Raw genomic sequence first — 21,596 nt, forward strand, 5'->3', positions numbered from 1 at the left:
TTGCGCTTTTGTGACGGTGGAGCTCAAAATCGCACTTCCATGCCGAAGGCCATGCGCGCGCCCAGGGCCGAAGGGCGGTGCACGAAGCCGGCGTTGTCGAGCACGAAGCGTGGGCGCACCAACGCCACGGAAAGGCCCGTGTCGAAACGGATCGCGAGGTTGGGCGTGAGTCGGTAGGCGAAGAGGCCGCCCACGACGCTGGCGGTCCAAAAGGCCATGCCCGAGCCAGGCATGCTCACGCCAAAGCCGTCGCCGCCCATGGCCCCGGCTTCGAATCCGACGCACGCGCTGCTCTCGAACGGTGAACGCACGCTGATCGCGTAGCAGCCGCGGAGCATGCCCGTGGCCAGGTGAAAGCTGCCGCCGCCCGCGCCGGTCAAGCGCGCCGTGGCATCGGGGTAGTCCGCGCCCGCGGCCTCGATGCGCGCACGCCCGGGTGTCCATGCGACGAAGAGCCCGATGCCTGCCGCGGCGGTCGGCAGCGCACCAAGGTCGCCAAGGCCAAAGGCGCCCACCGCCACGAGGGTGGAGCCGTCTCTTTTGGGCGCGCTCCTCATTTCCCCGGGCGTGCGATCCGCAGCCACCGGCGGCGGCAACGTTGTTGGAGGCGTCGCCGGTGTGACTTCGACGGCGGAGGTTTGCGCGACCGTAGCCGGCGCTTCACGCACCGGCGTGACAGGCGTGCCAGGCGTGCCAGAGACGACAGGCGTCTCCGACGCGCGCGTGGCCGCCACCTGCGTTGGGTCGATGATCAGCGCCAAAATGAGCGCCGTTGCGTCGGCGGCCGCGCGGCACGAAGCTGCCGAAAGCGTGCGCTCCCCGCGTGTGCCGGCTTGCTCCGTGACGAGATCGACCTGCCACGCGCCATCGGGCGCTCGCTCGATGCGCACCCGCGCGCGAACGCGTTTTTCAGGGGCCACGGGCTGTCCCCCGAGAAGCCGATTCACCTCGACCTCGACGGCGCCTCCATCTCCGCACTCCGCGAGCGGGGCGCTCCACTCCAGCGAAACGGCGGTCTGTGCATAGGTCGACCGGCCGCTCAGCACCACCAACGTGGCAAGCGACAGCGGGATCGTCCTCTCAAGGAAGCAGTGCTGCATCGCAAGTAGGAGTTAGCACGAGCACGTTTCATTCCGACTCTGCAGGACCATTCCGACGTTGTGCGAGGTGAAGTCCCGCACGAATCCTGCTTACTCGCGACATAGAACGGTATCGCGATTCATCGCGGTGCCTATTTCGCTAGAGAACGTCACGATCCCTGGATCCGTTGAACCAAAAATTCGATGGACTTGCGATCCAGCTAGGGCGCCTCATTTGACGTTATCTTCCGAAATGGCGCGCGACCCACGCTTGTGCTCGGCTTGGTGCGGATTCTGCTGATTGCGCCAGCGAATAAGCATCTTCCACCCACATAGGTCGAGCCACCGGAGGTGCACGAAGGCCGGAGCCCGACGTGAACCTGAGAAGGGACCCACATTTCATGAGGAAGATCTGGACATGCGTCGTCGCGACGTTGCTCGCTTTCCCGCTGGCTGCAGGATGTGCGTCCTCACGCGATGAAAACGACCCCGCTGCGAACGGGGATGAAGAGATGGGCGAAGCCGACGCCGTGGCGACTGGCGAGAGTGCACTGGCAACCTGTTATTGCGCGGCACCCTATACGTGCAAACACTCCAGTTCCCCTTCGTACATGTATTCGGCGGCGTATTCGGCCATCAAACGCGCCGGCGTGACCGATTCGCAGCTCATTCAAACCTTCGGCGATGCCGAGGCGTCGGTGGGGACGCATTGCCCGGAGCCGGGAACCGGCTATTCGGCGGCCACCGACGTGACGTCGACGTCCGCACCGTGCACGCGGGTGCACAAGCTCCGCATGGAGGGCTTTGCCGCCTGGTCGCGCATTCCCCCGGCATTTGGTGCGCACATTCACGCGGTGTATGCCGGCACGCCGGTGTTGAAGCAATCGCTGAAGAATCAGATTAATTCGTTTTATCAAAAGCGAAATGGCCTGGCGAACAACGCCATCGACAATGTTTGCCCGATTAGCAATGCCGAAATCAATGCGGTAAAGGCCGTGCAGAACGGCGGGGGAGGCGGCGGCTCGACGAACTGCGTGGCGGGCGGCCGATACTGCGGCGGCGACAAAGTCTCGGGCGACTCGAACAAGTTGTATCGGTGCAATGCGGACGGCAAGTCGGCCACGCTCATTCGCACGTGCTCGCACGGCTGCAGCGTGAACTCCGGCACGGACGACAGCTGCCGCTGCGTCGCCGGCAGCGCCTACTGCGGCGGTGACGTCATCGACGGCGACGCCAACACGCTCTACCGCTGCGGCTCCGACGGCGTGTCCACCACGGTCATCAAAAAGTGCGCAAACGGCTGCCAATGGAACACGGGCAACGACGACGCCTGCAAGTGACCAGCTAAGCGCAAAAGAGAATTCACAGGGAGGCGGGGAGGCGGGGAGGACTGACGGCATGATCAGGTCGCGGAACGCTGGGTTTTGGGTTTTCAGTTGGCCCACGGAGCCAACTGAAACCAAAAAACTCCCCGCCTCCCCGCCTCCCTGTGAATTTCCCCTAGAGTGCAGGGATGCGCCTTGGGTATCTCGTGTTGCTTCTTGGGATGGTGGGATGCGCTTCGGCGCGGGTTCCTGCTAGTTCTTCCACCATGTCGTCATCTGCATCTTCCGCACGCCATATCAATCCGCCCGAGCTCGTTACGCCGCCTGGGTACAGCCATGTGGTGGAGGTGGGGCCCGGCCGCACGATTTACACCTCGGGCCAAATTGCCATCGATGCCAAAGGCAATGTCGTGGGCGCGGGGGACATGCGCGCGCAGATCGAGCAAGTTTTCTCCAACGTCCGCGCGGCCTTGGCGGCGGCGGGAACCGATTTCGCGCACGTCATCAAGTTGACCATCTTCATGACCGACGTGCGCCCGGAGACGCTCACCTCGTTTCGCGAGGTGCGCGATCGCTACATCGATGTGAAGCGCGCGCCGGCGAGCAGCCTCGTCCAAGTCTCGCGACTCGTGCGGCCCGAGCTGCTCGTCGAGATGGAAGCCATCGCCTACGTGCCGTGATCGAAAATGTGGCGTAGCACCAGGTCTTTGACTTGGGCGGCCTCCACCGGGCCTTCGGGAATCAGCGAAGGCTCGGTCGAGAGGAAGACGGGAGCGCGATCGGGCGTGGTGAGGCGGCCGTGTGAGCCTTTGACCAAGGTCGCATCGAGGGGAATGACGTCCATGAGCATGCGGAAGCCCAGTGTCTTTTGCGCGATGCGCGTTCCCACCCGCAGCATGGGCAGCCGCAACGCGGGATCGACGAACAATTCCGCGGGATCGTATCCCGGTTTGCGGTGGATATCGACGGTGCGCGCGAAATCGGGCGCCCGCTCGTCGTCGAGCCAATAGTAATAAGTAAACCAGGTATCTGGCTTCGATAACGCAATCAACTCGCCGGAGCGCGCGTGATCGAGGCCGGCGGCGCGCTTTTCGTCCTCGCCCAGCACTTGGTCGATGCCGGCAACGCCCTCGAGCAGGCGTTTGACCTCCGCAATGCGCTCTTTGCGGCGCACGTAGACGTGGGCCACTTGATGATCGGATACGGCGAATGCCTCGGAGCCGCCTGCATCGAGCTTCTCCAGCCCCAGCTCCTCCCGCACCCGCAAAAGCCCTGCATCGCGCAGCACGCGGTTGATGTGCACCGGCCCCGTCACCTTGGTGATGGCATATTCCGAGAGCACGATGACCCGCGCATCGTGGCGCCGGAAATGCTCCACCAGATCGCCCACGACGCCGTCGATCTCGCGCAATGCCGAAGCCATCCGCGGATCGTCCGGCCCGAGCCGCTGAAGATCGTAGTCCAGGTGCGGCAGGTAGACGAGCGTGAGGGTCGGCTTCTTCGTATCGAAAACGTGTTTTGCACAATCGGCAATCCACTGGCTCGAAACGATGCCGGCTTTGGGACCCCAAAAGTTGAAAAGGGGAAAGCTTCCCAGGCGCGCATTCAGTTCGTCACGAAGCTCGGCGGGCTCGGTGTAAATGTCCGGAATCTTGCGGCCATCGGCGGGATACAGCGGGCGCGGGGTCACCGCGAAATCCGCCGAGCTGTACATGTTGTACCACCAGAACAACTTGGCGCAGGAAAACGACGGGTCCCGCTTCTTGGCCGCGTCCCAGATCTTTTCGCCGCCCACCAGGTGATTCGATTGGCGCCAGAACCACACCTCGGCCAAATCGCGGAAGTACCATCCGTTGCCCACGCAACCATGTTCGCGCGGCGAAAGGCCGGTGGTGAACGTCGATTGCACGGAGCAGGTGACCGCGGGAAGCACGGTGTCGAGCGAGCGGACGCCGACGTCGCGCGCGAGCCGTGCCAGGTTGGGCGTGGCCTCGCCGATGAGATCGCGCGCGAGCCCGACCACGTCCAGAACGACGGTGCGGCGCATGCTCATGCCCGCCGCGGCGTCTGCCCGCGCAGCACCGAGTTACCCTCCCAGAGCTGCGACTGATCGACCAAGGGATGCTCGCCGAGGTCCTCTTTGGCGATGCGCCCGGTTTGACCGAAGAACGCAATGGGGTTCGCCCAAACGATGCGCGCGATGGCCTCTTCCGCGATGCCCACGCTGCGCATGTGCGCGGCCGTCTTGGGCACCTTCAGCGGATCGCTCATGCCCCAATCGGCCGCGCTGTTGATCAAAATGCGCTCCGCGCCGTATTTCTGGACGAGCAGCGCCATGCGTACTTCGTCCATTTTCGTATTTGGATAAATGGAATGTCCCGCCCAACAGCCGGTATCCAGCACGAGGGGGAGCGTCTCCTCGGTGTTGTGGTCGATGAGCACGAGCTCCTCGGGGAAGCGCTGCTCGCGCACCAGGGCCAGGCTTCGCTCCGTGCCGCGCTTCTTGTCGCGGTGCGGGGTGTGAATGAGCACGGGCAATTCGAAGCGTTTGGCCAGCTCCAAATGCTGCGCGAAATATTTCTCCTCGGCGGGGGTCTGATCGTCGAATCCAATTTCGCCGACCGCCACCACGCCGTCCTTTTCCAGGTACTTCGGCAAAAGGGTCATGACGTCGTCGGCGACGCGCGGATTGTTCGCCTCCTTGGGATTCAGCGCCAACGTGCAATAGTGCACGATGCCGAATTGGCTGGCGCGAAAACGCTCCCAGCCGATCAGCGCGGCAAAATAGTCCTCGAAGGTGCCCACGTGGTTGCGCGGCTGCCCGAGCCAAAACGCCGGCTCGATGATGGCGCGGATGCCCGCGGCGGCCATGGCCTCGTAGTCGTCGGTCGTTCGCGACGTCATGTGGATGTGTGGATCGAAGAACGTCACTTGGTCACCTCGCGCGCTATGTTGAGCAAGTACCCCAAATCGTCGGGAAGGGCGCGCCCTGCGGCCCGCCGTTCCGACGCGAAGTCGTTGGCCATTCGAACGAGCTCGTTCGATATGCGCTCCGTCAATCCAACGATGCGCGGCACACTCGCACCGGTGAAGAGAGCTTTGATGACCATTTGGCAAAAGTTCGCCTCGGGGAAATGCCGGGCGGGAAAGGGATTGTCGCAGCAGATCGCCTGAAAGATCGTATCGACGCTGGAGCGGCACGCCTCGACGGCGAGGGGCACGAACGGCTCCCCGTCGGGCAGAAAGGGAAGCGCACGCAATACCGCGGTGCGTTCGCGATTGTCGCCTTGCGCGTAGCACGCCTCCACGAGCTCGCGAAAGTCGTCCGCTTCGACGACACGCGCGGCGCGCGTGAGTGCGATGACCCGCCCCAACTCGTCGATACCCCAGGCCTCGAGCGACCAGGGAATGCCGTTCGCACGAAGCACCGCGGCCTCGTTTTCCTCGAGCGCGAGGGGCTTTTTGCCGAGTTTGCGCGAAAGCGACGAATAGTCCGCGAGAAAGCGATCTCGGCCGGACCATTCGGGGGGCTTCTCGGCGGATCTTTTTTGGAGTAGCGCCTCGAGTCGAAAGGCCATCTCGCTCATTAGGTTGCAGCAGAGTATACGGTATTCATCATGGGGCATCCCGCCAAACGACCGCGGAACAGCGCAAATGGTTCGAGCAACTGGAAGAGCCACGCCTCGCGCGCCCGTCTCCTCTCATTGTATGCCGAGGTCGATGCGTTGCTCGAAGGGTATACCTGCGATGCGAGCACGGAGTGTTGCCGCTTTGGCATCACCGGGCGCGAGCCCTATCCGACCGCGGTCGAGCGTGCGGAAATCGAACACGCGGTGGCTGCTCTGGGTGGTGAACGCGCCCTTGCGCGTCGCCTCCCCGTTTTTCCGGCGTCCGAGAAGGCTTGTCCGCTTCTCTCCGACGCAGGCCGGTGCCGCATCTATGCATCGCGGCCATTTGGGTGCCGTACCTTCTTTTGCGACCGCGCTGTCGGGCCGGGCAAGCTTCCGCGCCAGGAGATCCAACGCATCTCGCGCGACATTGCCGCCTTGTCTGCCTCCACCTTTCCCGCCGATCCACATCCGCGTCCGCTCACGCACACTTTGAGGAAAAACTGATGCGTCGTTTCGTCCTAGTTGGTTCGCTCACTTGGCTCTTTGCTTGCGGCGGCTCGGCCGGTCCGTCGGGGGAGGCTCCGCCGAAGACGCCCGCTCCGGCCCCGCCGTCCTCGATTTCAAACGCGCCGTCCGTTTCCGGGCACTCGATCGAGCTTGGGGCCATGGATCGATCGGTCAAACCGGGCGCGGACTTTTTCCTCTACGCGAACGGCAGCTGGTATGCGAAGGCCCAGATCCCACCCGATCGCAATTCGACGGGCGTTTTCACCCGGCTCACCGAGGAAATCGAGAAGCGCTCGCGCGGTCTTTTGGAGGAGGCCGCACGCCCGGGCGCGGCACCCGGGTCGACGGCGCAGAAGATTGGCGACTATTATGCGAGCTACCTCGACGAAGCGGCGATCGAGAAACAGGGGGTCGCCCCGCTTGCGCCCGCATTCGACCGAATTGCGAAAATCAAAGATGCGAGCAGCCTGGCCACGTACCTCGGTGCCACGTTGCGTGCGGACGTGGATCCTTTGAATGCGACGGACTTCCAGACCGGCCAAGTCCTGGGCCTTTTCGTCGAACAGGATCTGAACGATCCCTCGCGCTATGCGCCCTACCTGCTGCAGGGCGGATTGGGCATGCCCGATCGCAGCTATTACCTCGACGATGCGCCGCGCATGCAGGCTTTGCGCACGGCCTACCTTCGTCATTTGACTACGAACTTCCGCCTAGCCGGAATTGCCAATCCGGAGGTGAAGGCGCAAAACGCATTCGCGCTGGAAAAGAAAATAGCTCAATCCCACGGGACCCGCGCCGACTCGGCGGATGTTGGCAAATCGAACAATCCGTGGCCGCGCGCCGAATTCGACAAGCGCGCGCCTGGAATGAATTGGACGGCCTATCTCTCCGCCGCCGGGCTCGAACGCCAACCCTCGTTCATCGTATGGCATCCGAGCGCACTCACCGGACTCGCGGCGCTGGTGAAGTCGCAACCCATCGAAGTGTGGAAGCAGTATCTGATGGCGCGGGCCATCGATCACGCGGCCATGTACCTTCCGAAGGCCTTCGTGGACGAAAGCTTTGCCTTTTACTCGAAGGAGCTGCGCGGCACGGAATCGCCGGCGCCGCGGTGGCGAAGGGCGGCGAACGCGACGGACGATGCGCTGGGCGAGGCCGTGGGCAAGGTCTACGTCGAGAAGTACTTTCCGCCGGAAACGAAGCGCATGGTCGAGGGTATGGTGCACAACCTCGTCGAGGCCTTCGGCCGCCGCATCGACGCACTCACCTGGATGTCGCCCGAGACGAAGCGCAAGGCCAAGGAGAAGCTCGCGACCTTGAAGGTCGGCGTGGGGTATCCGGACAAGTGGCGCGATTATTCGGGATTGTCGGTCGTGCGCGGTGACGTACTCGGTAATTTCGAGCGCGCGGAGCTCTTCGAATACCGCCGCAATGTGCAAAAGCTCGGGCGTCCCATTGACCGGGACGAATGGGCCATGCTCCCGCACGTCGTCAATGCGGTGAATTTGCCGGTGCGCAATTCTCTGAACTTCCCCGCGGCGACATTGGTGCCGCCCTTCTTCGATGCCAACGCGACGGCGGCGGCCAACTACGGCAGCATTGGCATGACCATCGGTCACGAAATCAGCCATTCCTTCGACGATCAGGGGGCGCAGTTCGATGCGCGCGGTCGATTCGTCGATTGGTGGACGCCCGACGATCTGTCCCATTTTCAAGCCTCGGGCGCGGCACTGGCTACGCAGTTCAGCGCCTACAAGCCATTTCCGGACAAAGCCATCGATGGCAAATTGACGTTGAGCGAAAACATCGCCGACTTGGCCGGTCTCGCCGTGGCGTACGACGCGTGGCGGACGTCATTGAAGGGTGAACCTGCACCCGTCCAGGACGGACTTACCGGTGATCAACAGTTCTTTATTTCATATGCGCAGGGTTGGCAGAGCAAAGAACGCGATGAAATCCTACGTATTGCCCTAACGACCGATGGGCACGCTCCGGATCACTACCGCGTATTCACGGTGCGAAACATCGATGCTTGGTATTCCGCCTTCGATATTGCTCCGACGGATCCGCTTTTCCTCGCGCCCAATGCGCGTGTGCGCGTGTGGTAGCTTCTGCGGTGTTTCGTACGAATTGATTCTTGAATAAACGCGTTTGTTACGGTGAGCTTTTCGAGGCGTGCTAGAGAATGAGTCGAGGTCAGCGCAATCGTTTGCGCTGATCTGGATTTGCACGAGACGAACCACGCAACGGAGCAAGCCATGGTGCCCTTCGCCCGAGATTTTCGCTCGGTTTTCATGCGTTGGAAGTACCCGTTCATCCTCGTGGCCACGCTGTTTCTGGTGGCCCTCGGGTATTTCCTCGACGGTCGGCACGTCAACCGCGGAGCAATGGCATTGGCCGCGCTCGAAGCTGCGGAAGACGTGCGCAACATGGATGTCACTGGAGCGTGCGATCCGGCAACGCACCGGTGCAATGGGCCAGGCAACTGCTTCGTCGCCGGTACACCGGTGGCGACGCCCACCGGCGATCGTCTCATCGAGAGCCTCGCAGTGGGCGATGTCGTTCTCGCGCGCAACGAAGCGGACGACAAAGTCTCGCCGCGTCGCATTGCGCGCACGTTCACGCGTGGTGCACCTTCGTTGGTCGACGTGCGCGTCGTCACGGCGGATGGTTCGGGGGAGACGATCCGCTCGACACCGGAGCATCCGTATTACACGCGCGATCGGGGTTGGGTCGCGGCGAGCGATCTGTTTGCCAGCGAAGCGCTGCTCGACCGCAACGGCCGCGAGGTGCAGGTCGCGAACGTCGTTCCGATTGCGCAGTCGGCGATGGTCTACAACCTGGAGGTCGAGGCCGACCATACCTATTTCGTCGGCCGCACCGGCGTATGGGTGCACAACCAGTGCCCCGTCGACCCGGGTGACTTTTCACCTGGCGGCGGACTGCCCGGCAAAGGGGGTAAGGGAGGCAAGGGCGGTAAAGGAGGCAAGGGCGGTAAAGGCGGTAAAGACGGCAAGGGCAGTGGCCCCGGCAAAGATGGAAAAGGTGATGGTCCCGGGGCGAAATCGCCGCCGCCGGACAATACGAAGTCGCCCCCGCCGGACAAGTCGAAGTCACCGCCGCCGGACAATACGAAGTCGCCCCCGCCGGGGAATACCAAGTCTCCTCCACCCGGGAACGGCGGTAACACGAAGCACCCTTCGGGAGCCATCTTGGGGCCCGACGGAAAAGTGGTGGACGCGACGAACATCCCGCTCGCGAGCCCAAAGGACAAGACGTACTTTTGGTCAGGGTTCACGGACGGCGTCGGCGGCGAGGACGTCGCCAAGAAATACGCCCAACAGAATGGGGGCGAGACGTTGGAGTCGACCCTCGAGAAGAAGGGCCTCTACAAAAAGCCCCAGGACAGTCCAGACAACAAGATGCCGCAATGGGGGTCGCCCGGCGCGACGAAAGTTTGGACGGATGTGTCGCAGAACTTTGCTGCGGGGGCGTCCGGGAAGGTTTACGTCGTGCTCGGGGAAAACCGCCGGAAGGGCAACGTTTGGGATACCGAAGAGCTCGGGAAGCTGCAGAAGAACCCCAACGTGACGGAAATCATCGCCATCAATCCCAAGACGGGTAAAGAGACCCCCTACTGGAAGCCAGGGGATCCCCCCGGCATTCCGCCGGGATTCGAGAGCAAAACACCCTGAAAGCGAAGCTATGACCACCGTTCGAATCACCGGCATCAGCCGGGGCCAAATCCTCGTCAGAGTGGGGAATCGCACCTTGACCATTCCCGGCGAAGGGCACTTGGACGTGCCGGGCTCGCCGGGATGGCTCATTCAAGCCGCGGCCATCGGCGGATGGGATCCACCCCACGAGAACGATCCCCTCGGCACCGCCGAAAAGAAAGAGATCCTCGCCGCCGTTCTCCGCGAGCTCGACGCCCAGGGCACCCACTACACCGTCGAGGGCGAGGTGCGCTGACCGTTGTCACGACAATGAAGAAGGGAAGCGCCAGGACGCCAGGGGCGCCAGTGGAACCAACGGAACGCCAATAAACCAAATGAGGGTTTATTGTTGGTTCACCTGGCGATCCTGGCGACTCTCTTTTGGCGTCCTGGCGGTTTCTTCTTCAGAGCGTCACTCCGGGTCCGGCAGCCTCGCCATGGACAACGGAGGAAGCGGGATGCTGCGCAGCATTTCCTCTTCTTCCGCGAGCGGCTTCATCGTGAAGAAGGTGAGGTACACCGCGTCGCTGACGTGGTTGAGATGCTGCTGCAGATCGTCCACGTACTCGTGCAGCCCGCGCCCGAGGATCTCTTTCGTCTCGGCATAGGCGAGTTCCGCGGTGAGGCGCCCCAGCTCGCGCTCGGCGGCGTTCGTCCACGTGCCCAATGGCGCGCCGGTGATGGCGTGGAGTGAGCGCTCGGCCTTGTTGAGGCAGTAGCGCACCGAGCGCGGGAACTTGGGATTCAACATGAGAAAGTCGACGACCTTCGACGGGGAGATGCCGCCGTGCTTCTTGCGGTACATCTCGAAGGCGCTGGCCGAGCGAAGCAGCGCAACCCACTGCAGCTCGTCCACCGCGGTGCCGACGTCGACCGGCGACGGAAGCAGAATGAAGTACTTCACGTCGAGGATGCGCGACGTCTTGTCGGCGCGTTCGAGCAATCGCCCGAGGCGCCCGAAGTGCCATCCTTCGTTGTGGCTCATCGTGAGGTACGTAATGCCCACGAACAGGTGCGCTGCCTGCTTTACCGCCGCGAAGAACTCGTACGGTGCCTCCATGGCGGCGTCGCCTCGGCCGGCATCGAGCACCATGAGGTAAGCGCGATTGACCTGTTCCCACATCTCCGAGGAGATGATCTCGCGCACCGAGCGCGCGTTTTCCCGCGCCTTGCTCAGGCATGCGAGAATCGAATTGGGGTTGTCTCGGTCGAAGGTCAGAAACCGCAGAACGTTGTCCCGCGAGGGCTCTCCGTAACGCTTGTTGAACAACTCGGTGTCACCGGTGGTGCGCACCAGCGGCTCCCATTGCGCGTCTTCGTCGGAGAAGTCGAGCGCCAGGTGCAGGTTCACGTCGACGAAACGCGCGACGTTCTCCATGCGCTCGATGTAGCGATTCATCCAGTAGATCGCATCGGCAACGCGACTCAGCATTCAGTGGTTTCCGTTCTGCGCCCCAGGCCCGGCTTGGAGGGCCGTTCCTGATTGCGATTGCGACTGCGCCCCGTGTCCTGATTGCGACTGCGAGCCATGCGATTGCGACTGCGATTGAGTTTGCGAGCCATGGCCCGATGGCGACTGTATCTGCTGGGCAGAATGGGCGCCCTCGTCGGCGATGACCCACGTGTCCTTGCTGCCGCCGCCTTGCGACGAATTGACCACCAGCGAACCCTGGCGCAGGGCCACGCGGGTGAGTCCGCCCGGGAGCACGAAGATGTCCTCGCCGTAGAGCACGTAGGGACGCAAATCCACGTGGCGCCCTTCGATGCGGTCCTCGATGATCGTCGGCACACGCGACAATCCGAGCACCGGCTGCGCGATGTATTCGCGCGGGTTCTTCTGGATGCGGCCCTTGAACTCCTCGCGCTCCTCGGCGGTGGCCTTGGGTCCGATGAGCATGCCGTAGCCGCCCGATTCGTTGGCCGCCTTCACCACCAGATTGGCGATGTTCTCCAGCACGTGCTGCCGATCGCGCGCGTCCTCGCAGCGGTACGTGGGCACGTTGGGCAGGATGGCGCGCTCGCCGAGGTAATACTCGATCATGCGCGGCACGTAGGTGTAGATGACCTTGTCGTCCGCCACGCCATTGCCCGGGGCATTCGCCAGGGCCACCTTGCCGTTGCGGAACACTTCCATGATGCCGGGAACGCCGAGCAGCGAATCCGGCCGGAAGGCCTGCGGATCGAGGAACGTGTCGTCGATGCGCCGGTAAATGACGTCGACCCGATGGAAGCCCTTGGTGGTGCGCATGTGCACGCGCCCCTCGTGGACCACCAGATCGCGCCCCTCCACCAGCTCGACGCCCATTTGCTGCGCGAGGAACGAGTGCTCGAAGTACGCCGAATTGTGCACGCCCGGGGTGAGCACCACCACCGTGGGTGAAGAAGCATTGCTCAGATGCTGCAGCGTCTGCAGAAGCTTGCCCGGATAAATGTCCACCGGGCGGACACGCGACTGATTGAAGACCGACGGAAAAGTCCTCTTCATCACCGCGCGGTTCTCCAGCACGTACGACACGCCGGAGGGACAGCGCAGATTGTCCTCGAGCACGTAGAACTGCCCGTCGCGATCGCGCACCAAATCGGTTCCGACGACATGGCAGTAGATGCCACGCGGCGGGACGATGCCTTTGCACGCAGGGAGGAAGCCGGCCGCCGAGGCAATCAGCGAGGCGGGAACGACGCCATCTTTGAGAATCTTTTGATCCCCATATACGTCGGCGACGAACATATTGAGCGCGACGACGCGCTGTTTGAGGCCCTTCTCGATGGTGGCCCACGCTCCCGCGGGCACGACACGTGGAATGATGTCGAAGGGCATGATCTTCTCTTGCCCCGCGTCATTCCCGTACACGTTGAAGGTAATGCCTCGCGTCAAAAGCGCCCGCTCCGCCGCGACTTGGCGCGTACGTAGGTTTTCAGGCGACAACGATTCTAGCTTTTGCGCTAGCACCGTCGTTTCGGGCCGTGGGTGGTCCCCAGCCTCGAACATTTCGTCGTAAAAGCCGCCCGCGTCGTAGTTATCGAAGCGCACTTGTTGTCAGCTAATCCTAATCGCGATGTATTTCAGGAACGTTTCCTTTCGGCATTGTCGTCCACGAGATAGCGGCTGACAAGCTCGCAGGTGGCGTCGACGCGACGGGACAGCTCTAGCGGATCTTTGTTGTGAGAGATGCGGTCGGCCAGGACCTGCACCGTGACGACCACGACGTAAGCGGCCGCATCGAGATCTTTCACGCGGATCTCGCGCTGCCGCGCTTCGAGGTACTGGCGAACGATGGGGGTCGCACGAACCTCGATGTCCTTGAGGATCTCGCCCAGCTTGCCAATGCGCGGGATCTGCTCGGTGAGGATGCGGTGCACCACGGGATCGGCCCGGTGTGCGTCAACGATGGCCCAGATGACGGAGCGGACCGCATCGTGGATGGGCAACGTGGCCACTTCGCGCAGGCGCTCGAACATCACGGCGAAGAGCCGCTCGTGGTAGCGCTCCGCCAAGGCCACCGCGAGCGCCTCCTTGCTTGGAAAGTATTGATACAGGGAGCCCACACTGACGCCGGCGGCTTCGGCCACCTTGTTGGTGCTCGTGCGGTCGTAACCGACCTTGGTCAAAACGCGAACAGTAGCCTGCAGGATGGCCTCGACCGTGGCGTGGGATCGAGCTTGAACAGGCTGTTTTCTCGGGGCGATGGCGGGGCGCTTGGCCATGGGAATCGAGGCTCAGGATGCGAGTAGTAAATGCGAGTGAGTGCTCGCATATTCGACAGCATGAGGAAGCTGATGGCCACCATCAAGGGGGTACGTGCGTTCGTGACCGTGGTGCGCGACACGAGCAGCCTGGAGCCGATTTTCCAGCTGCGCGAATCGCTCACCAATCCGAAAATGCTTACGCCCATGATTGCCGACTTGAAGGAGCGCAGTGCGGAAGCGCGGACGGCGTTTCGCACGTTGCGAAGGCTGCCGCCGTGGAATTTCGCCTCACTCGACGCGCTTCCCGAGGGCTCGCTGGGCCGCCATTTCGCGGAGCACGTGCGCGCGGCAGGCATCGACCCGGCCGCGCTGCCGACGTTGCCGGCGCACGATGACTTCGGGTACGTGGCGGCGCATCTGTACGAGACGCACGACCTGTGGCACGCGCTGACGGGCTTCGACATCGACGTTGCGGGCGAGCTCGGGTTGCAGGCGTTCTATTTGGCGCAACAGCGTTCGGGGCTATCGCTCGCCATCCTTTCCGCGGGAATGTTGAACACCGCGATTTACGCCATGGATGACCGGGTGCGTCGTCTGGATGCGATCAGCGTGGGTTGGGGGATGGGGCGGTATGCAAAACCGATTTTCGGCATCGACTGGGAATCGCTACTTCCCCAGTCGCTCGAGGAGGTGCGGGCGCGCTACCGCATCGTGCCGGTGACCCAGGCGTTCAACCAAGTGAAGTTGGCAGCCTGATACTTTATTTCGACGCCGAGAAGATGACGGGGTAGGTGACGGAGACGGTGCCGCCGCCCTCGGGCTGGGGAAAGCTTAGATTGCCGAAGCTGCGCACGATGCATTGTACGACGGCATCGTTGCGAAGATCGGAGCCGGCGTCGGAGGCATTCGACACGGCGCCGTCCGCCGAAATGGTGAATTTGACGGCGACCTTGCCGGTCAAATTGGGGGTGTCGGCGATGCCCTTGTCGTAGCAGAGGCGAAAGCGGCCGTAACTCTGACGGGTGACGCGCTGGATGGTGTCGGCGGAAAGCCGGCCGTTCACGGCGATGTTGCCCGTGTGCATGTTCACGACCAGCGGCTTCGTGTTGGCGGCGACGGGCGGCGGCGGCGATGGAGGAGGAGGCTCGGCCGGGGTGGCGGCGTGCGGCGCTTTGCCCAACGTCACGGAGAAGAGGAACCGCGGAAGATCGTGGGTCGAGTCCAGTATGTGCACCACGGTTGCAATCGTATCTTCGTCGCGCGGTACGACGAGCAAGCGTGTCACGCGGTCTTCCCCGCGAAGGAGCGACCGGAAGACGCTGCGGCGCTGTTGATCGTCCGCGGCGGTGTCCCCGGTGGGCATGATCTGGCTCTTTCCGTCGGGCCGGAGCGCACGGGCCGAGGCTCCCTCGAGCGTGATGGTCAGCTGCGGGGCTTCCGCACGATCGAATTGCAGATCGATCGCACCATGGTCGTCGCCCGTGAGGCCGGTCCACGGTTCGGGAAGCTTGCGCCTCGCTTGCTCGTGGGCGGGCGCTGCGAGCACGAGTCGGTAACCGCGAAAGTCGCCACCCTTGGTTTGTGCGAGCACCGGCGCCATGGCTCGAAGGAGCACGCCGTACGTCGTCTGGGCGTCGACGACGAGCGCGGCGCGTTCATCCGCACGGCGGAACGCACGCTGAAGGAGGTCGGCATTTGCGGGGACGGGGGGCTCGTATCCGCCCGAGGCATCGATGGCGAGCTGCCCATCGCGCGTGACGAAAAGGGCAGGGCTTCCGTCGGCGTTCTCCCACCTTTCCTGCGCCGCGGGGAGCTTCAGGCCGGCGATGGCCTCGTAGTTTCGCGGTCGCGCGTACGTGGCGAGGTCCCTGGAGAAGGCGTGGGCATACGCCACGGTGGCCCCGATGGGGAAAAGGATGGCCACGGCCCATGCCGCCAGCGAGAGCCGCGGTGCGAGGCCCCGGCGTGCACCGCCCGAGAGAAGCACGGGAACGAGCAGGGCCCCGAACAGGAGCAACGCATCCACCATGCCGATGGTCCAGCATGCACCCGCGCCCGCGATGCCCTGCGCCAGAATGGCCGTACGCTGCCACGGGTCGACCGATTCGCCGGAAATGGCGTGCAGCGTGGATGCGAGGCCCAGCGAGCTGCCACTGCTCGCGAGAAAGAGCGCCGAACCGCTGGTCGAGACAGCGAGGACGAGCAACGTCGGAACGATGTCTCCGTCCACGAGGGCCGTGAGCGGCGCGCGGAAGGCGGCCAAAATGGCGGCGCCCACCGCCGCGAGCAAAATGAGGACGCCGGGCAGCGCGTGGATCTCCCTCAGGGCCAAGCGCAGCCCGAGGCCGGCGAGCAATCCGAGCACGGCGACTCCGCCCGCGATGCCCATCGCCGCACCCGAGGGGCGCGTCTTGCGCAGATCGATCGCGCGCCCGTCGAGTGAGGCCACGCGAAAAAGCGCGGCGAGGGCCACCATGGTGAGCGCGAACGCCGTCATGGTGGTGCCCAGGATGGTGCTCGAGCGAGCTTCGGCCATGCCCTCGGCGAACATGCGCGTCGCATGAAAGCCGCTGACCGCCGGCTCCCGCATCACGGCCAGCGTTGCGCGATGGCTCACCGACGTCCCCGCGACACCCACGAAAAAAGGGCCGAGTGCCACGATGAACATGAGCCAGCCCGGGATGCGGCGCCCCGTGATGTACGAGACGCCGAGGACGCCGAGCAGGATCATCGTCAGCGTGTGCGTGCCCAGGCAGAGGTACGAATAGACGCCCCCATTTCGGAAGAGCTGCCAGAAGTGGAGCCCACCGCCAACCTGGGCGCCGATGGCGATGACCACCAGCGGCAGCGGCCAAACGACGAGCACCGCGGCCACGTACACCGCGATCCAGCCCGCCAGTCCACTTCGAGGCAAGGACCCCATGCCCCGAATCTTACTGAAAATGTGCTGCTCGAAGGCGTTTATGCGAGGGCCCTCGCTTCCGTTTCGAAATTTTCGTGGCCGTCGAGGCGCGGCAGCGAGACATCCCGGCGAGATGGCTCGCTCCGCAACTTACGGTGCGGGATTGAAGACGAACGTGTTCTTTCCCTCGGCCACCAAGGTGATGGCGCAGCTGCCCCAGGGGAAGAAATCGCCGCCTTCGACGCTGTCTCCGGCACTGGTCTTGGACTCGAACACGATGGGGCCGGAAAGGAGGCTTTGCAGAGAGCCCGTACCCTTGCGAACGCGCGTGGATTCGTGCGCGGCGGTCACCATGAAGAGACCGTCGTGCGAGATGGATGCGACCGAGATGCAGGCCGCATTGTCCAGCTCTCCCACTTTTTTGAGCGCGGTGGTCGCACTGGCCGAGGGGTTGTCGAGCACGTAGACCCCCGCAGGGCTGCTCTTCTTGCGAACGATGTGAAGTTTGCCGGTGACCGGCGGAAAGAGAAACATCGATTCGGCATTGTTGGTGGGGCCGCAGGTGCCGCTCGCCGAATCGGGAAATGAATAGCTGTATTTTGCAAGCACCGTAGCGTCGGCCGATCCGTTGGGGTCCGGTTCGGCGAGCTTGTAAACGAGTTTGGCGGCCGTATCGAGTACGTAGAGGACACCTTTGCCGTTTTCCTCGCCGTAGACCACGTCCTCCCAGTCTTTGTTCGTTGCGCCTGCAACCTTGTGCTCTTTGACGGTGAATATGCCGTTGGAATTCGCCTTGATGGCGTACACGCTCGAGGGCCGGCCCGAATCGCGAATGACCCATCCCCAGCCCGCATGGTCTTTGCTGGAGGCAAGCCCGGAGGCCTCTCCCAGATCGGGAATTCCACCGGTGGTTTTGACACCCTCTTTCCATTTTCCACCGCACGTTGCCGCGGTCGCCGACGGATCGGCCGCCTCGTCGCCATTGCCAAGGAGCGAGCCGTCGCCCGCGGTGTCGGCGGGTGCACCATCGCTATCGGCGCTGCTGCAACCGAGCAGCAAAGCGGCTAATGCGAATACGTATTTGTGATTGGCCATGAATGAGGCTTAGCCTCCATCGTGGCCATTGTCCCGCGAAATCGTCTTGAGCAAATCCTGCCCAACCACGTGTAATTCATGCCCAATTGCCAGTTAGGTAACTTTGCTGCAAAAATATGGGGCATGGACGAACCCGTACGATCTCGACGCGCGTGTAGCAGCTGGCAGTGTGCGGCGATGGCGAAACTCGAGGCCGATTTCAATCGGTCTTCGGACACGCACCTGCTGAAGATCGACCTGCCGCATTTTCAAGGGGTGCAGCTCTATCTCAAGGATGAATCCACCCACATCACCGGGAGCCTCAAACATCGGCTCGCGCGCTCGCTTTTTCTCTACGGAATCGCCAACGCGTGGATCCAAGAAGGCACCACGGTCATCGAGGCTTCGTCCGGGAGCACCGCGATTTCCGAGGCGTACTTCGCCCGATTGCTCGGATTGCCCTTCGTGGCGGTGATGCCGCGGGGCACCTCGCCCGAGAAGGTCGCCCTCATCGAGTCGTACGGCGCACGGTGTCATTTCGTGGAGGACGCGAGCCAGATGCACGATGCCGCCGAGCGGCTCGCGCACGAATGCCGCGGTCACTTCATGGATCAATTCATGTATGCCGAGCGCGCGACGGATTGGCGGGGGAACAACAACATTGCCGAATCCATTTTCGAACAGCTCTCGCGTGAGCCGCACCCGATCCCGCGCTACATCGTGTGCGGTGCGGGCACCGGAGGTACCTCGGCCACCATCGGGCGATACATTCGATATCGCTCCCATCAGACCGAACTTTGCGTGGTGGACCCGGAGCACTCCGCGTATTTCGAGCACTACAAATCCGGCGATCCCAACGTGATCGTGGTCCAAGGCTCGGGGGTGGAGGGCATCGGCCGCCCGCGTGTCGAAGCGTCGTTCCTGCCGCAGATCATCGACCGCATGATGAAGATTCCCGATGCAGCCTCGTATGCCACGGTGCACTTTCTGCGCGGCATCTTGCACCGCTACCTCGGCGCTTCCACCGGCACCAACGTGTGGGGCGCGCTCGAATTGATGGCCGAGATGCACGCGGCCGGGGAGAGCGGCTCGATCGTGACGCTCATTTGCGATGGAGGGGAGCGCTACTTGCAGACGTATTTCGACCGGACCTGGCTCGAGCGCAACGCCATCGATCTGGAGCCGTACCGTCGCGTGTTGCAGCGGTTTTACGATACGGGAGAGTGGCAACCGCTGGCCGAGCAGACTATGAGGTATCCGCTTTGAATCCGCGAACCATCGTCAGCATCGCTTGTGTGGCCGTGGCGGCCGGTGTTCTGGGGTACGTAGCGCACCACAGTGGCGCTTCCTCTGCGGAGGGCGCGGCGCGCGAGAGTCGTTTCGAGATGATCCGCGCGATGGTGCCGATGCGCGATGGGGTGAAGTTGGAGACGAATATCTTCGTCCCCAAAGGCAAGCATCCGCCGCTGCCCTTTCTTTTCGAGCGCACCCCGTACGGCGCCCGTGACTCCGAGCCGGGAGCGAAGAGCACCAATTTCGACGCGCTCATTGCCGACGGCTACATTTTCGTCGCGCAGAGCATCCGCGGCCGTTTCAAATCCGAGGGAACGTTCGTGATGCTTCGGCCTCCCCGCGACAAAAGCGATCCCAAGTCGGTCGACGAGGCGACGGATGCGTACGATACGATCGAGTGGCTCCTGCACAACGTGCCCGGTAACAACGGCCGCGTGGGCATGCATGGTGGTTCGTACGATGCATGGACGCAGGTGATGGCGCTCCTCGAGCCTCATCCTGCGTTGAAGGCGGTGAACGAGGCGGCCTCGCCCTCGGACATGTTCATCAATGACGACGACCATCACAATGGGGCATTTCGCTTGGCGTATTCCTTCGAATACGTGGCCATGATGGAGTCGGAAAAGGACAAGAATGCCGAATTCGCGTACGACCGATACGATGCGTACGATTGGTTCCTCGGTCTTGGCGCACTTTCGCACGTGAACGAACGGTATTTCCACGGCCAGCGGCCCACGTGGAACGATTACGTGGAGCATCCCAATCGGGACGAATTTTGGAAGCGAAATGCCGTCGGCACGCACCTCGAACGAACGACGGTGCCGAATCTCAACGTCGTCGGGGTTTGGGATCAGGAAGACTTCGTCGGTCCATTGGATATCTATTCACGGCTCGAGAAGAACGACGCCTCGCACATCAACTACCTCATCATGGGCCCGTGGAACCATGGTGGCTGGGCCGGCAAAACCGGGCGCAAGCTCGGCGCCATCGATTTCGGGAGCGACACCGCGCAAGAGTACCGCGAGATCCAGCGCCAATGGTTTGCCCATTGGCTGCACGACGGTCCGTTGGATTTGCCCGAGGCCACGGTGTTCGAGACCGGCTCGAACAAATGGAAGAAGCTCGACCGCTTCCCGCGCGAGGCGGGCGTGACGAAGCGACCCCTCTATTTGCACGCGGACGGGAAGGCGTCTTTCGAGCCGCCGACGGAGGAGGCCGCGCAGGGATTCGATGCGTACGTCTCCGATCCGGCGAACCCGGTTCCGTACCGCCGCAGGCCGATCGGACCGACCTTCTTCGATCCCGAGATGCCATGGCGCACGTGGCTCGTGGACGATCAGCGCTTCGTGGAGGGCCGCCCGGATGTCCTGACGTGGCAAACCGACGTGCTCGATCGGGATATCACCGTGGAGGGCGATATCGTGGCGGACTTGTTCGCATCGACGTCCGGCACGGACAGCGATTGGGTGGTAAAGCTGATCGACGTCTACCCCGAGGACAAAGCGTGGGCGAAGAACCTCGATGCGGGCACGCCCGAAATGCGCGGCTACCAGCTCATGATCGCCAACGACGTCTTCCGCGCGCGTTACCGCAATAGCTTCGAACACCCCGAGCCGGTGCCGGCGAACGAAGTCGTCGAATACACCATCGACCTGCACCCCAACGCCCACGCGTTCCTACGCGGCCATCGCATCATGGTGCAAGTCCAGAGCACCTGGTTCCCACTCATCGACCGTAACCCACAAAAGTACGTCGACAACATCTACAAAGCCCAAGACTCCGACTTCACCAAAGCCACCCAACGCATCTACCGCGCACACGGCGCCGCGTCGGCCATTGTCTTACCAGTGGTCCAGTAGAAGAAGGAAACCGCCAAGACGCCAATGCCGCCAGGATCGCCAGATGAACAAACAATAACTCAAATGAGGGTTTATTGTTGGTTCATCTGGCGATCCTGGCGACTCTCTTTTGGCGATCCTGGCGATTTCTTCTTCATTGCGCTACGCCGTCGAATGGCAGACTGCTTCGATGTTGTTGCCGTCGGCGTCCAACACGAAGGCGCCGAAGTAGTTCGGGTGGTAGTGCGCGCGCACGCCGGGGGGGCCGTGGTCTTTGCCGCCGGCGGCGATGCCCGCGGCGTAGAACGCTTCGACGGCGGCGCGGGTGGGGGCGAGGAAGGCAACGTGGATGGGGCCGGTCGCGGCGCCGGTGCCGATCCAGAATTCGGGCTTGCCAGCGGGGCCGAATCCCACGCCGGCGTAGGTGCCGCCGGTCATCTCGGCGGTGACCTCCTTGACGGGCGCGTAGCCGAGTGGGGCGAGGATCTTCGTGTAGAACTCCTTGGCCTTTGGGAAATCGCTCACCTTCAAGCCGACGTGATCAATCATGCGCGAAACTCCTTC

The 21,596-nt window shown here is 63.0% G+C and carries 18 protein-coding genes and 1 pseudogene; 9 read left to right on the forward strand and 10 right to left on the reverse strand.

What is annotated here, in order from left to right; all coding sequences use genetic code 11:
• Positions 1 to 23: 23 nt before the first annotated feature.
• Positions 24 to 1,100, reverse strand: a complete 1,077-nt coding sequence (locus LZC95_53075; protein WXA95143.1) for a hypothetical protein — start codon at positions 1,098 to 1,100, stop codon at positions 24 to 26.
• 380 nt (positions 1,101 to 1,480) lie between these two features.
• Here LZC95_53075 and LZC95_53080 point away from each other — a divergent pair, with 380 nt between their 5' ends.
• Together LZC95_53080 and LZC95_53085 are read left to right on the forward strand one after the other, a co-directional pair.
• Positions 1,481 to 2,419 (forward strand): hypothetical protein, encoded by a 939-nt coding sequence (locus LZC95_53080; GenBank protein ID WXA95144.1) that lies wholly within the window; start codon positions 1,481 to 1,483, stop codon positions 2,417 to 2,419.
• 251 nt (positions 2,420 to 2,670) lie between these two features.
• Complete coding sequence (locus LZC95_53085) at positions 2,671 to 3,084, forward strand: RidA family protein (protein WXA95145.1); 414 nt, start codon at positions 2,671 to 2,673, stop codon at positions 3,082 to 3,084.
• Here the strand turns inward: LZC95_53085 and LZC95_53090 are convergent.
• Genes LZC95_53090 through LZC95_53100 form a run of 3 tightly spaced genes read right to left on the reverse strand, consistent with a single transcriptional unit; the run spans position 3,072 to position 5,991 of the window.
• On the reverse strand, positions 3,072 to 4,457 hold the full coding sequence (locus LZC95_53090) for an alkaline phosphatase family protein (protein WXA95146.1): 1,386 nt from the start codon (positions 4,455 to 4,457) through the stop codon (positions 3,072 to 3,074). The two genes, LZC95_53085 and LZC95_53090, sit on opposite strands and share 13 nt — an antisense overlap.
• Positions 4,454 to 5,308, reverse strand: a complete 855-nt coding sequence (locus LZC95_53095) for a TatD family hydrolase (GenBank protein ID WXA95147.1) — start codon at positions 5,306 to 5,308, stop codon at positions 4,454 to 4,456. Before LZC95_53095 ends, LZC95_53090 begins: the two co-directional genes overlap by 4 nt.
• Positions 5,309 to 5,331: 23 nt before the next feature.
• A complete protein-coding gene (locus LZC95_53100; protein ID WXA95148.1) occupies positions 5,332 to 5,991 on the reverse strand; it encodes an EboA domain-containing protein in 660 nt (219 codons plus the stop codon).
• A 30-nt stretch (positions 5,992 to 6,021) separates the two neighbouring features.
• Between LZC95_53100 and LZC95_53105 the strand changes: the two genes are divergently transcribed.
• The 4 genes from LZC95_53105 to LZC95_53120 all read left to right on the forward strand — a co-directional run bounded on the left by LZC95_53105 (position 6,022) and on the right by LZC95_53120 (position 10,494).
• Positions 6,022 to 6,519 (forward strand): YkgJ family cysteine cluster protein, encoded by a 498-nt coding sequence (locus LZC95_53105; GenBank protein WXA95149.1) that lies wholly within the window; start codon positions 6,022 to 6,024, stop codon positions 6,517 to 6,519.
• A 161-nt stretch (positions 6,520 to 6,680) separates the two neighbouring features.
• Positions 6,681 to 8,630, forward strand: coding sequence for a M13 family metallopeptidase (locus LZC95_53110; protein WXA95150.1), 1,950 nt, complete (start codon positions 6,681 to 6,683; stop codon positions 8,628 to 8,630).
• Positions 8,631 to 8,816: 186 nt separating this feature from the next.
• Complete coding sequence (locus tag LZC95_53115; GenBank protein ID WXA95151.1) at positions 8,817 to 10,217, forward strand: HINT domain-containing protein; 1,401 nt, start codon at positions 8,817 to 8,819, stop codon at positions 10,215 to 10,217.
• 10 nt (positions 10,218 to 10,227) lie between these two features.
• Positions 10,228 to 10,494: an immunity 74 family protein gene (locus LZC95_53120; protein WXA95152.1), complete on the forward strand. Its 267-nt coding sequence runs from the start codon at positions 10,228 to 10,230 to the stop codon at positions 10,492 to 10,494.
• A 156-nt stretch (positions 10,495 to 10,650) separates the two neighbouring features.
• On the opposite strand, the gene LZC95_53125 is transcribed toward LZC95_53120, so the two are convergent.
• The 3 genes from LZC95_53125 to LZC95_53135 are packed head-to-tail and all read right to left on the reverse strand — an operon-like array spanning position 10,651 to position 13,943.
• Entirely contained in the window at positions 10,651 to 11,670 is a 1,020-nt protein-coding gene (locus LZC95_53125) for an alpha-E domain-containing protein (GenBank protein ID WXA95153.1), read from the reverse strand.
• On the reverse strand, positions 11,671 to 13,269 hold the full coding sequence (locus LZC95_53130) for a circularly permuted type 2 ATP-grasp protein (GenBank protein WXA95154.1): 1,599 nt from the start codon (positions 13,267 to 13,269) through the stop codon (positions 11,671 to 11,673).
• Between the two features lie 32 nt (positions 13,270 to 13,301).
• Positions 13,302 to 13,943, reverse strand: a complete 642-nt coding sequence (locus tag LZC95_53135) for a TetR/AcrR family transcriptional regulator (GenBank protein ID WXA95155.1) — start codon at positions 13,941 to 13,943, stop codon at positions 13,302 to 13,304.
• 72 nt (positions 13,944 to 14,015) lie between these two features.
• Between LZC95_53135 and LZC95_53140 the strand changes: the two genes are divergently transcribed.
• Positions 14,016 to 14,681 carry a Coq4 family protein gene (locus tag LZC95_53140; GenBank protein ID WXA95156.1) on the forward strand — a complete coding sequence of 222 codons (666 nt, stop codon included), beginning with the start codon at positions 14,016 to 14,018 and terminating at the stop codon, positions 14,679 to 14,681.
• Between the two features lie 4 nt (positions 14,682 to 14,685).
• Here the strand turns inward: LZC95_53140 and LZC95_53145 are convergent, their stop codons facing one another.
• Together LZC95_53145 and LZC95_53150 are read right to left on the reverse strand one after the other, a co-directional pair.
• Complete coding sequence (locus tag LZC95_53145; protein WXA95157.1) at positions 14,686 to 16,848, reverse strand: AgmX/PglI C-terminal domain-containing protein; 2,163 nt, start codon at positions 16,846 to 16,848, stop codon at positions 14,686 to 14,688.
• Positions 16,849 to 16,977: 129 nt separating this feature from the next.
• A complete protein-coding gene (locus LZC95_53150; protein WXA95158.1) occupies positions 16,978 to 17,922 on the reverse strand; it encodes a hypothetical protein in 945 nt (314 codons plus the stop codon).
• 123 nt (positions 17,923 to 18,045) lie between these two features.
• Here LZC95_53150 and LZC95_53155 point away from each other — a divergent pair.
• Positions 18,046 to 19,044: pseudogene (locus LZC95_53155) on the forward strand (PLP-dependent cysteine synthase family protein).
• Positions 19,045 to 19,163: 119 nt separating this feature from the next.
• Complete coding sequence (locus tag LZC95_53160; protein ID WXA95159.1) at positions 19,164 to 21,053, forward strand: CocE/NonD family hydrolase; 1,890 nt, start codon at positions 19,164 to 19,166, stop codon at positions 21,051 to 21,053.
• Positions 21,054 to 21,194: 141 nt separating this feature from the next.
• Here LZC95_53160 and LZC95_53165 read toward each other — a convergent pair whose 3' ends face one another.
• Positions 21,195 to 21,581: a VOC family protein gene (locus tag LZC95_53165; protein WXA95160.1), complete on the reverse strand. Its 387-nt coding sequence runs from the start codon at positions 21,579 to 21,581 to the stop codon at positions 21,195 to 21,197.
• Between the last annotated feature and the right edge of the window lie 15 nt (positions 21,582 to 21,596).

The organism is Sorangiineae bacterium MSr12523 (assembly GCA_037157775.1).
Lineage (GTDB): Bacteria > Myxococcota_A > Polyangia > Polyangiales > Polyangiaceae > Pendulispora > Pendulispora brunnea.

Bases quoted from the DNA above. Each gene is read 5' to 3' on its own strand.
- LZC95_53135 (WXA95155.1), bottom strand. From the start codon at position 13,943: ATGGCCAAGCGCCCCGCCATCGCCCCGAGAAAACAGCCTGTTCAAGCT.
- LZC95_53165 (WXA95160.1), bottom strand. From the start codon at position 21,581: ATGATTGATCACGTCGGCTTGAAGGTGAGCGATTTCCCAAAGGCCAAG.
- LZC95_53105 (WXA95149.1), top strand. From the start codon at position 6,022: ATGGGGCATCCCGCCAAACGACCGCGGAACAGCGCAAATGGTTCGAGC.
- LZC95_53145 (WXA95157.1), bottom strand. From the start codon at position 16,848: ATGGGGTCCTTGCCTCGAAGTGGACTGGCGGGCTGGATCGCGGTGTAC.
- LZC95_53120 (WXA95152.1), top strand. From the start codon at position 10,228: ATGACCACCGTTCGAATCACCGGCATCAGCCGGGGCCAAATCCTCGTC.
- LZC95_53125 (WXA95153.1), bottom strand. From the start codon at position 11,670: ATGCTGAGTCGCGTTGCCGATGCGATCTACTGGATGAATCGCTACATC.
- LZC95_53085 (WXA95145.1), top strand. From the start codon at position 2,671: ATGTCGTCATCTGCATCTTCCGCACGCCATATCAATCCGCCCGAGCTC.
- LZC95_53075 (WXA95143.1), bottom strand. From the start codon at position 1,100: ATGCAGCACTGCTTCCTTGAGAGGACGATCCCGCTGTCGCTTGCCACG.
- LZC95_53150 (WXA95158.1), bottom strand. From the start codon at position 17,922: ATGGCCAATCACAAATACGTATTCGCATTAGCCGCTTTGCTGCTCGGT.
- LZC95_53115 (WXA95151.1), top strand. From the start codon at position 8,817: ATGCGTTGGAAGTACCCGTTCATCCTCGTGGCCACGCTGTTTCTGGTG.
- LZC95_53080 (WXA95144.1), top strand. From the start codon at position 1,481: ATGAGGAAGATCTGGACATGCGTCGTCGCGACGTTGCTCGCTTTCCCG.
- LZC95_53095 (WXA95147.1), bottom strand. From the start codon at position 5,308: ATGACGTCGCGAACGACCGACGACTACGAGGCCATGGCCGCCGCGGGC.
- LZC95_53100 (WXA95148.1), bottom strand. From the start codon at position 5,991: ATGAGCGAGATGGCCTTTCGACTCGAGGCGCTACTCCAAAAAAGATCC.
- LZC95_53140 (WXA95156.1), top strand. From the start codon at position 14,016: ATGGCCACCATCAAGGGGGTACGTGCGTTCGTGACCGTGGTGCGCGAC.
- LZC95_53110 (WXA95150.1), top strand. From the start codon at position 6,681: ATGGATCGATCGGTCAAACCGGGCGCGGACTTTTTCCTCTACGCGAAC.
- LZC95_53090 (WXA95146.1), bottom strand. From the start codon at position 4,457: ATGAGCATGCGCCGCACCGTCGTTCTGGACGTGGTCGGGCTCGCGCGC.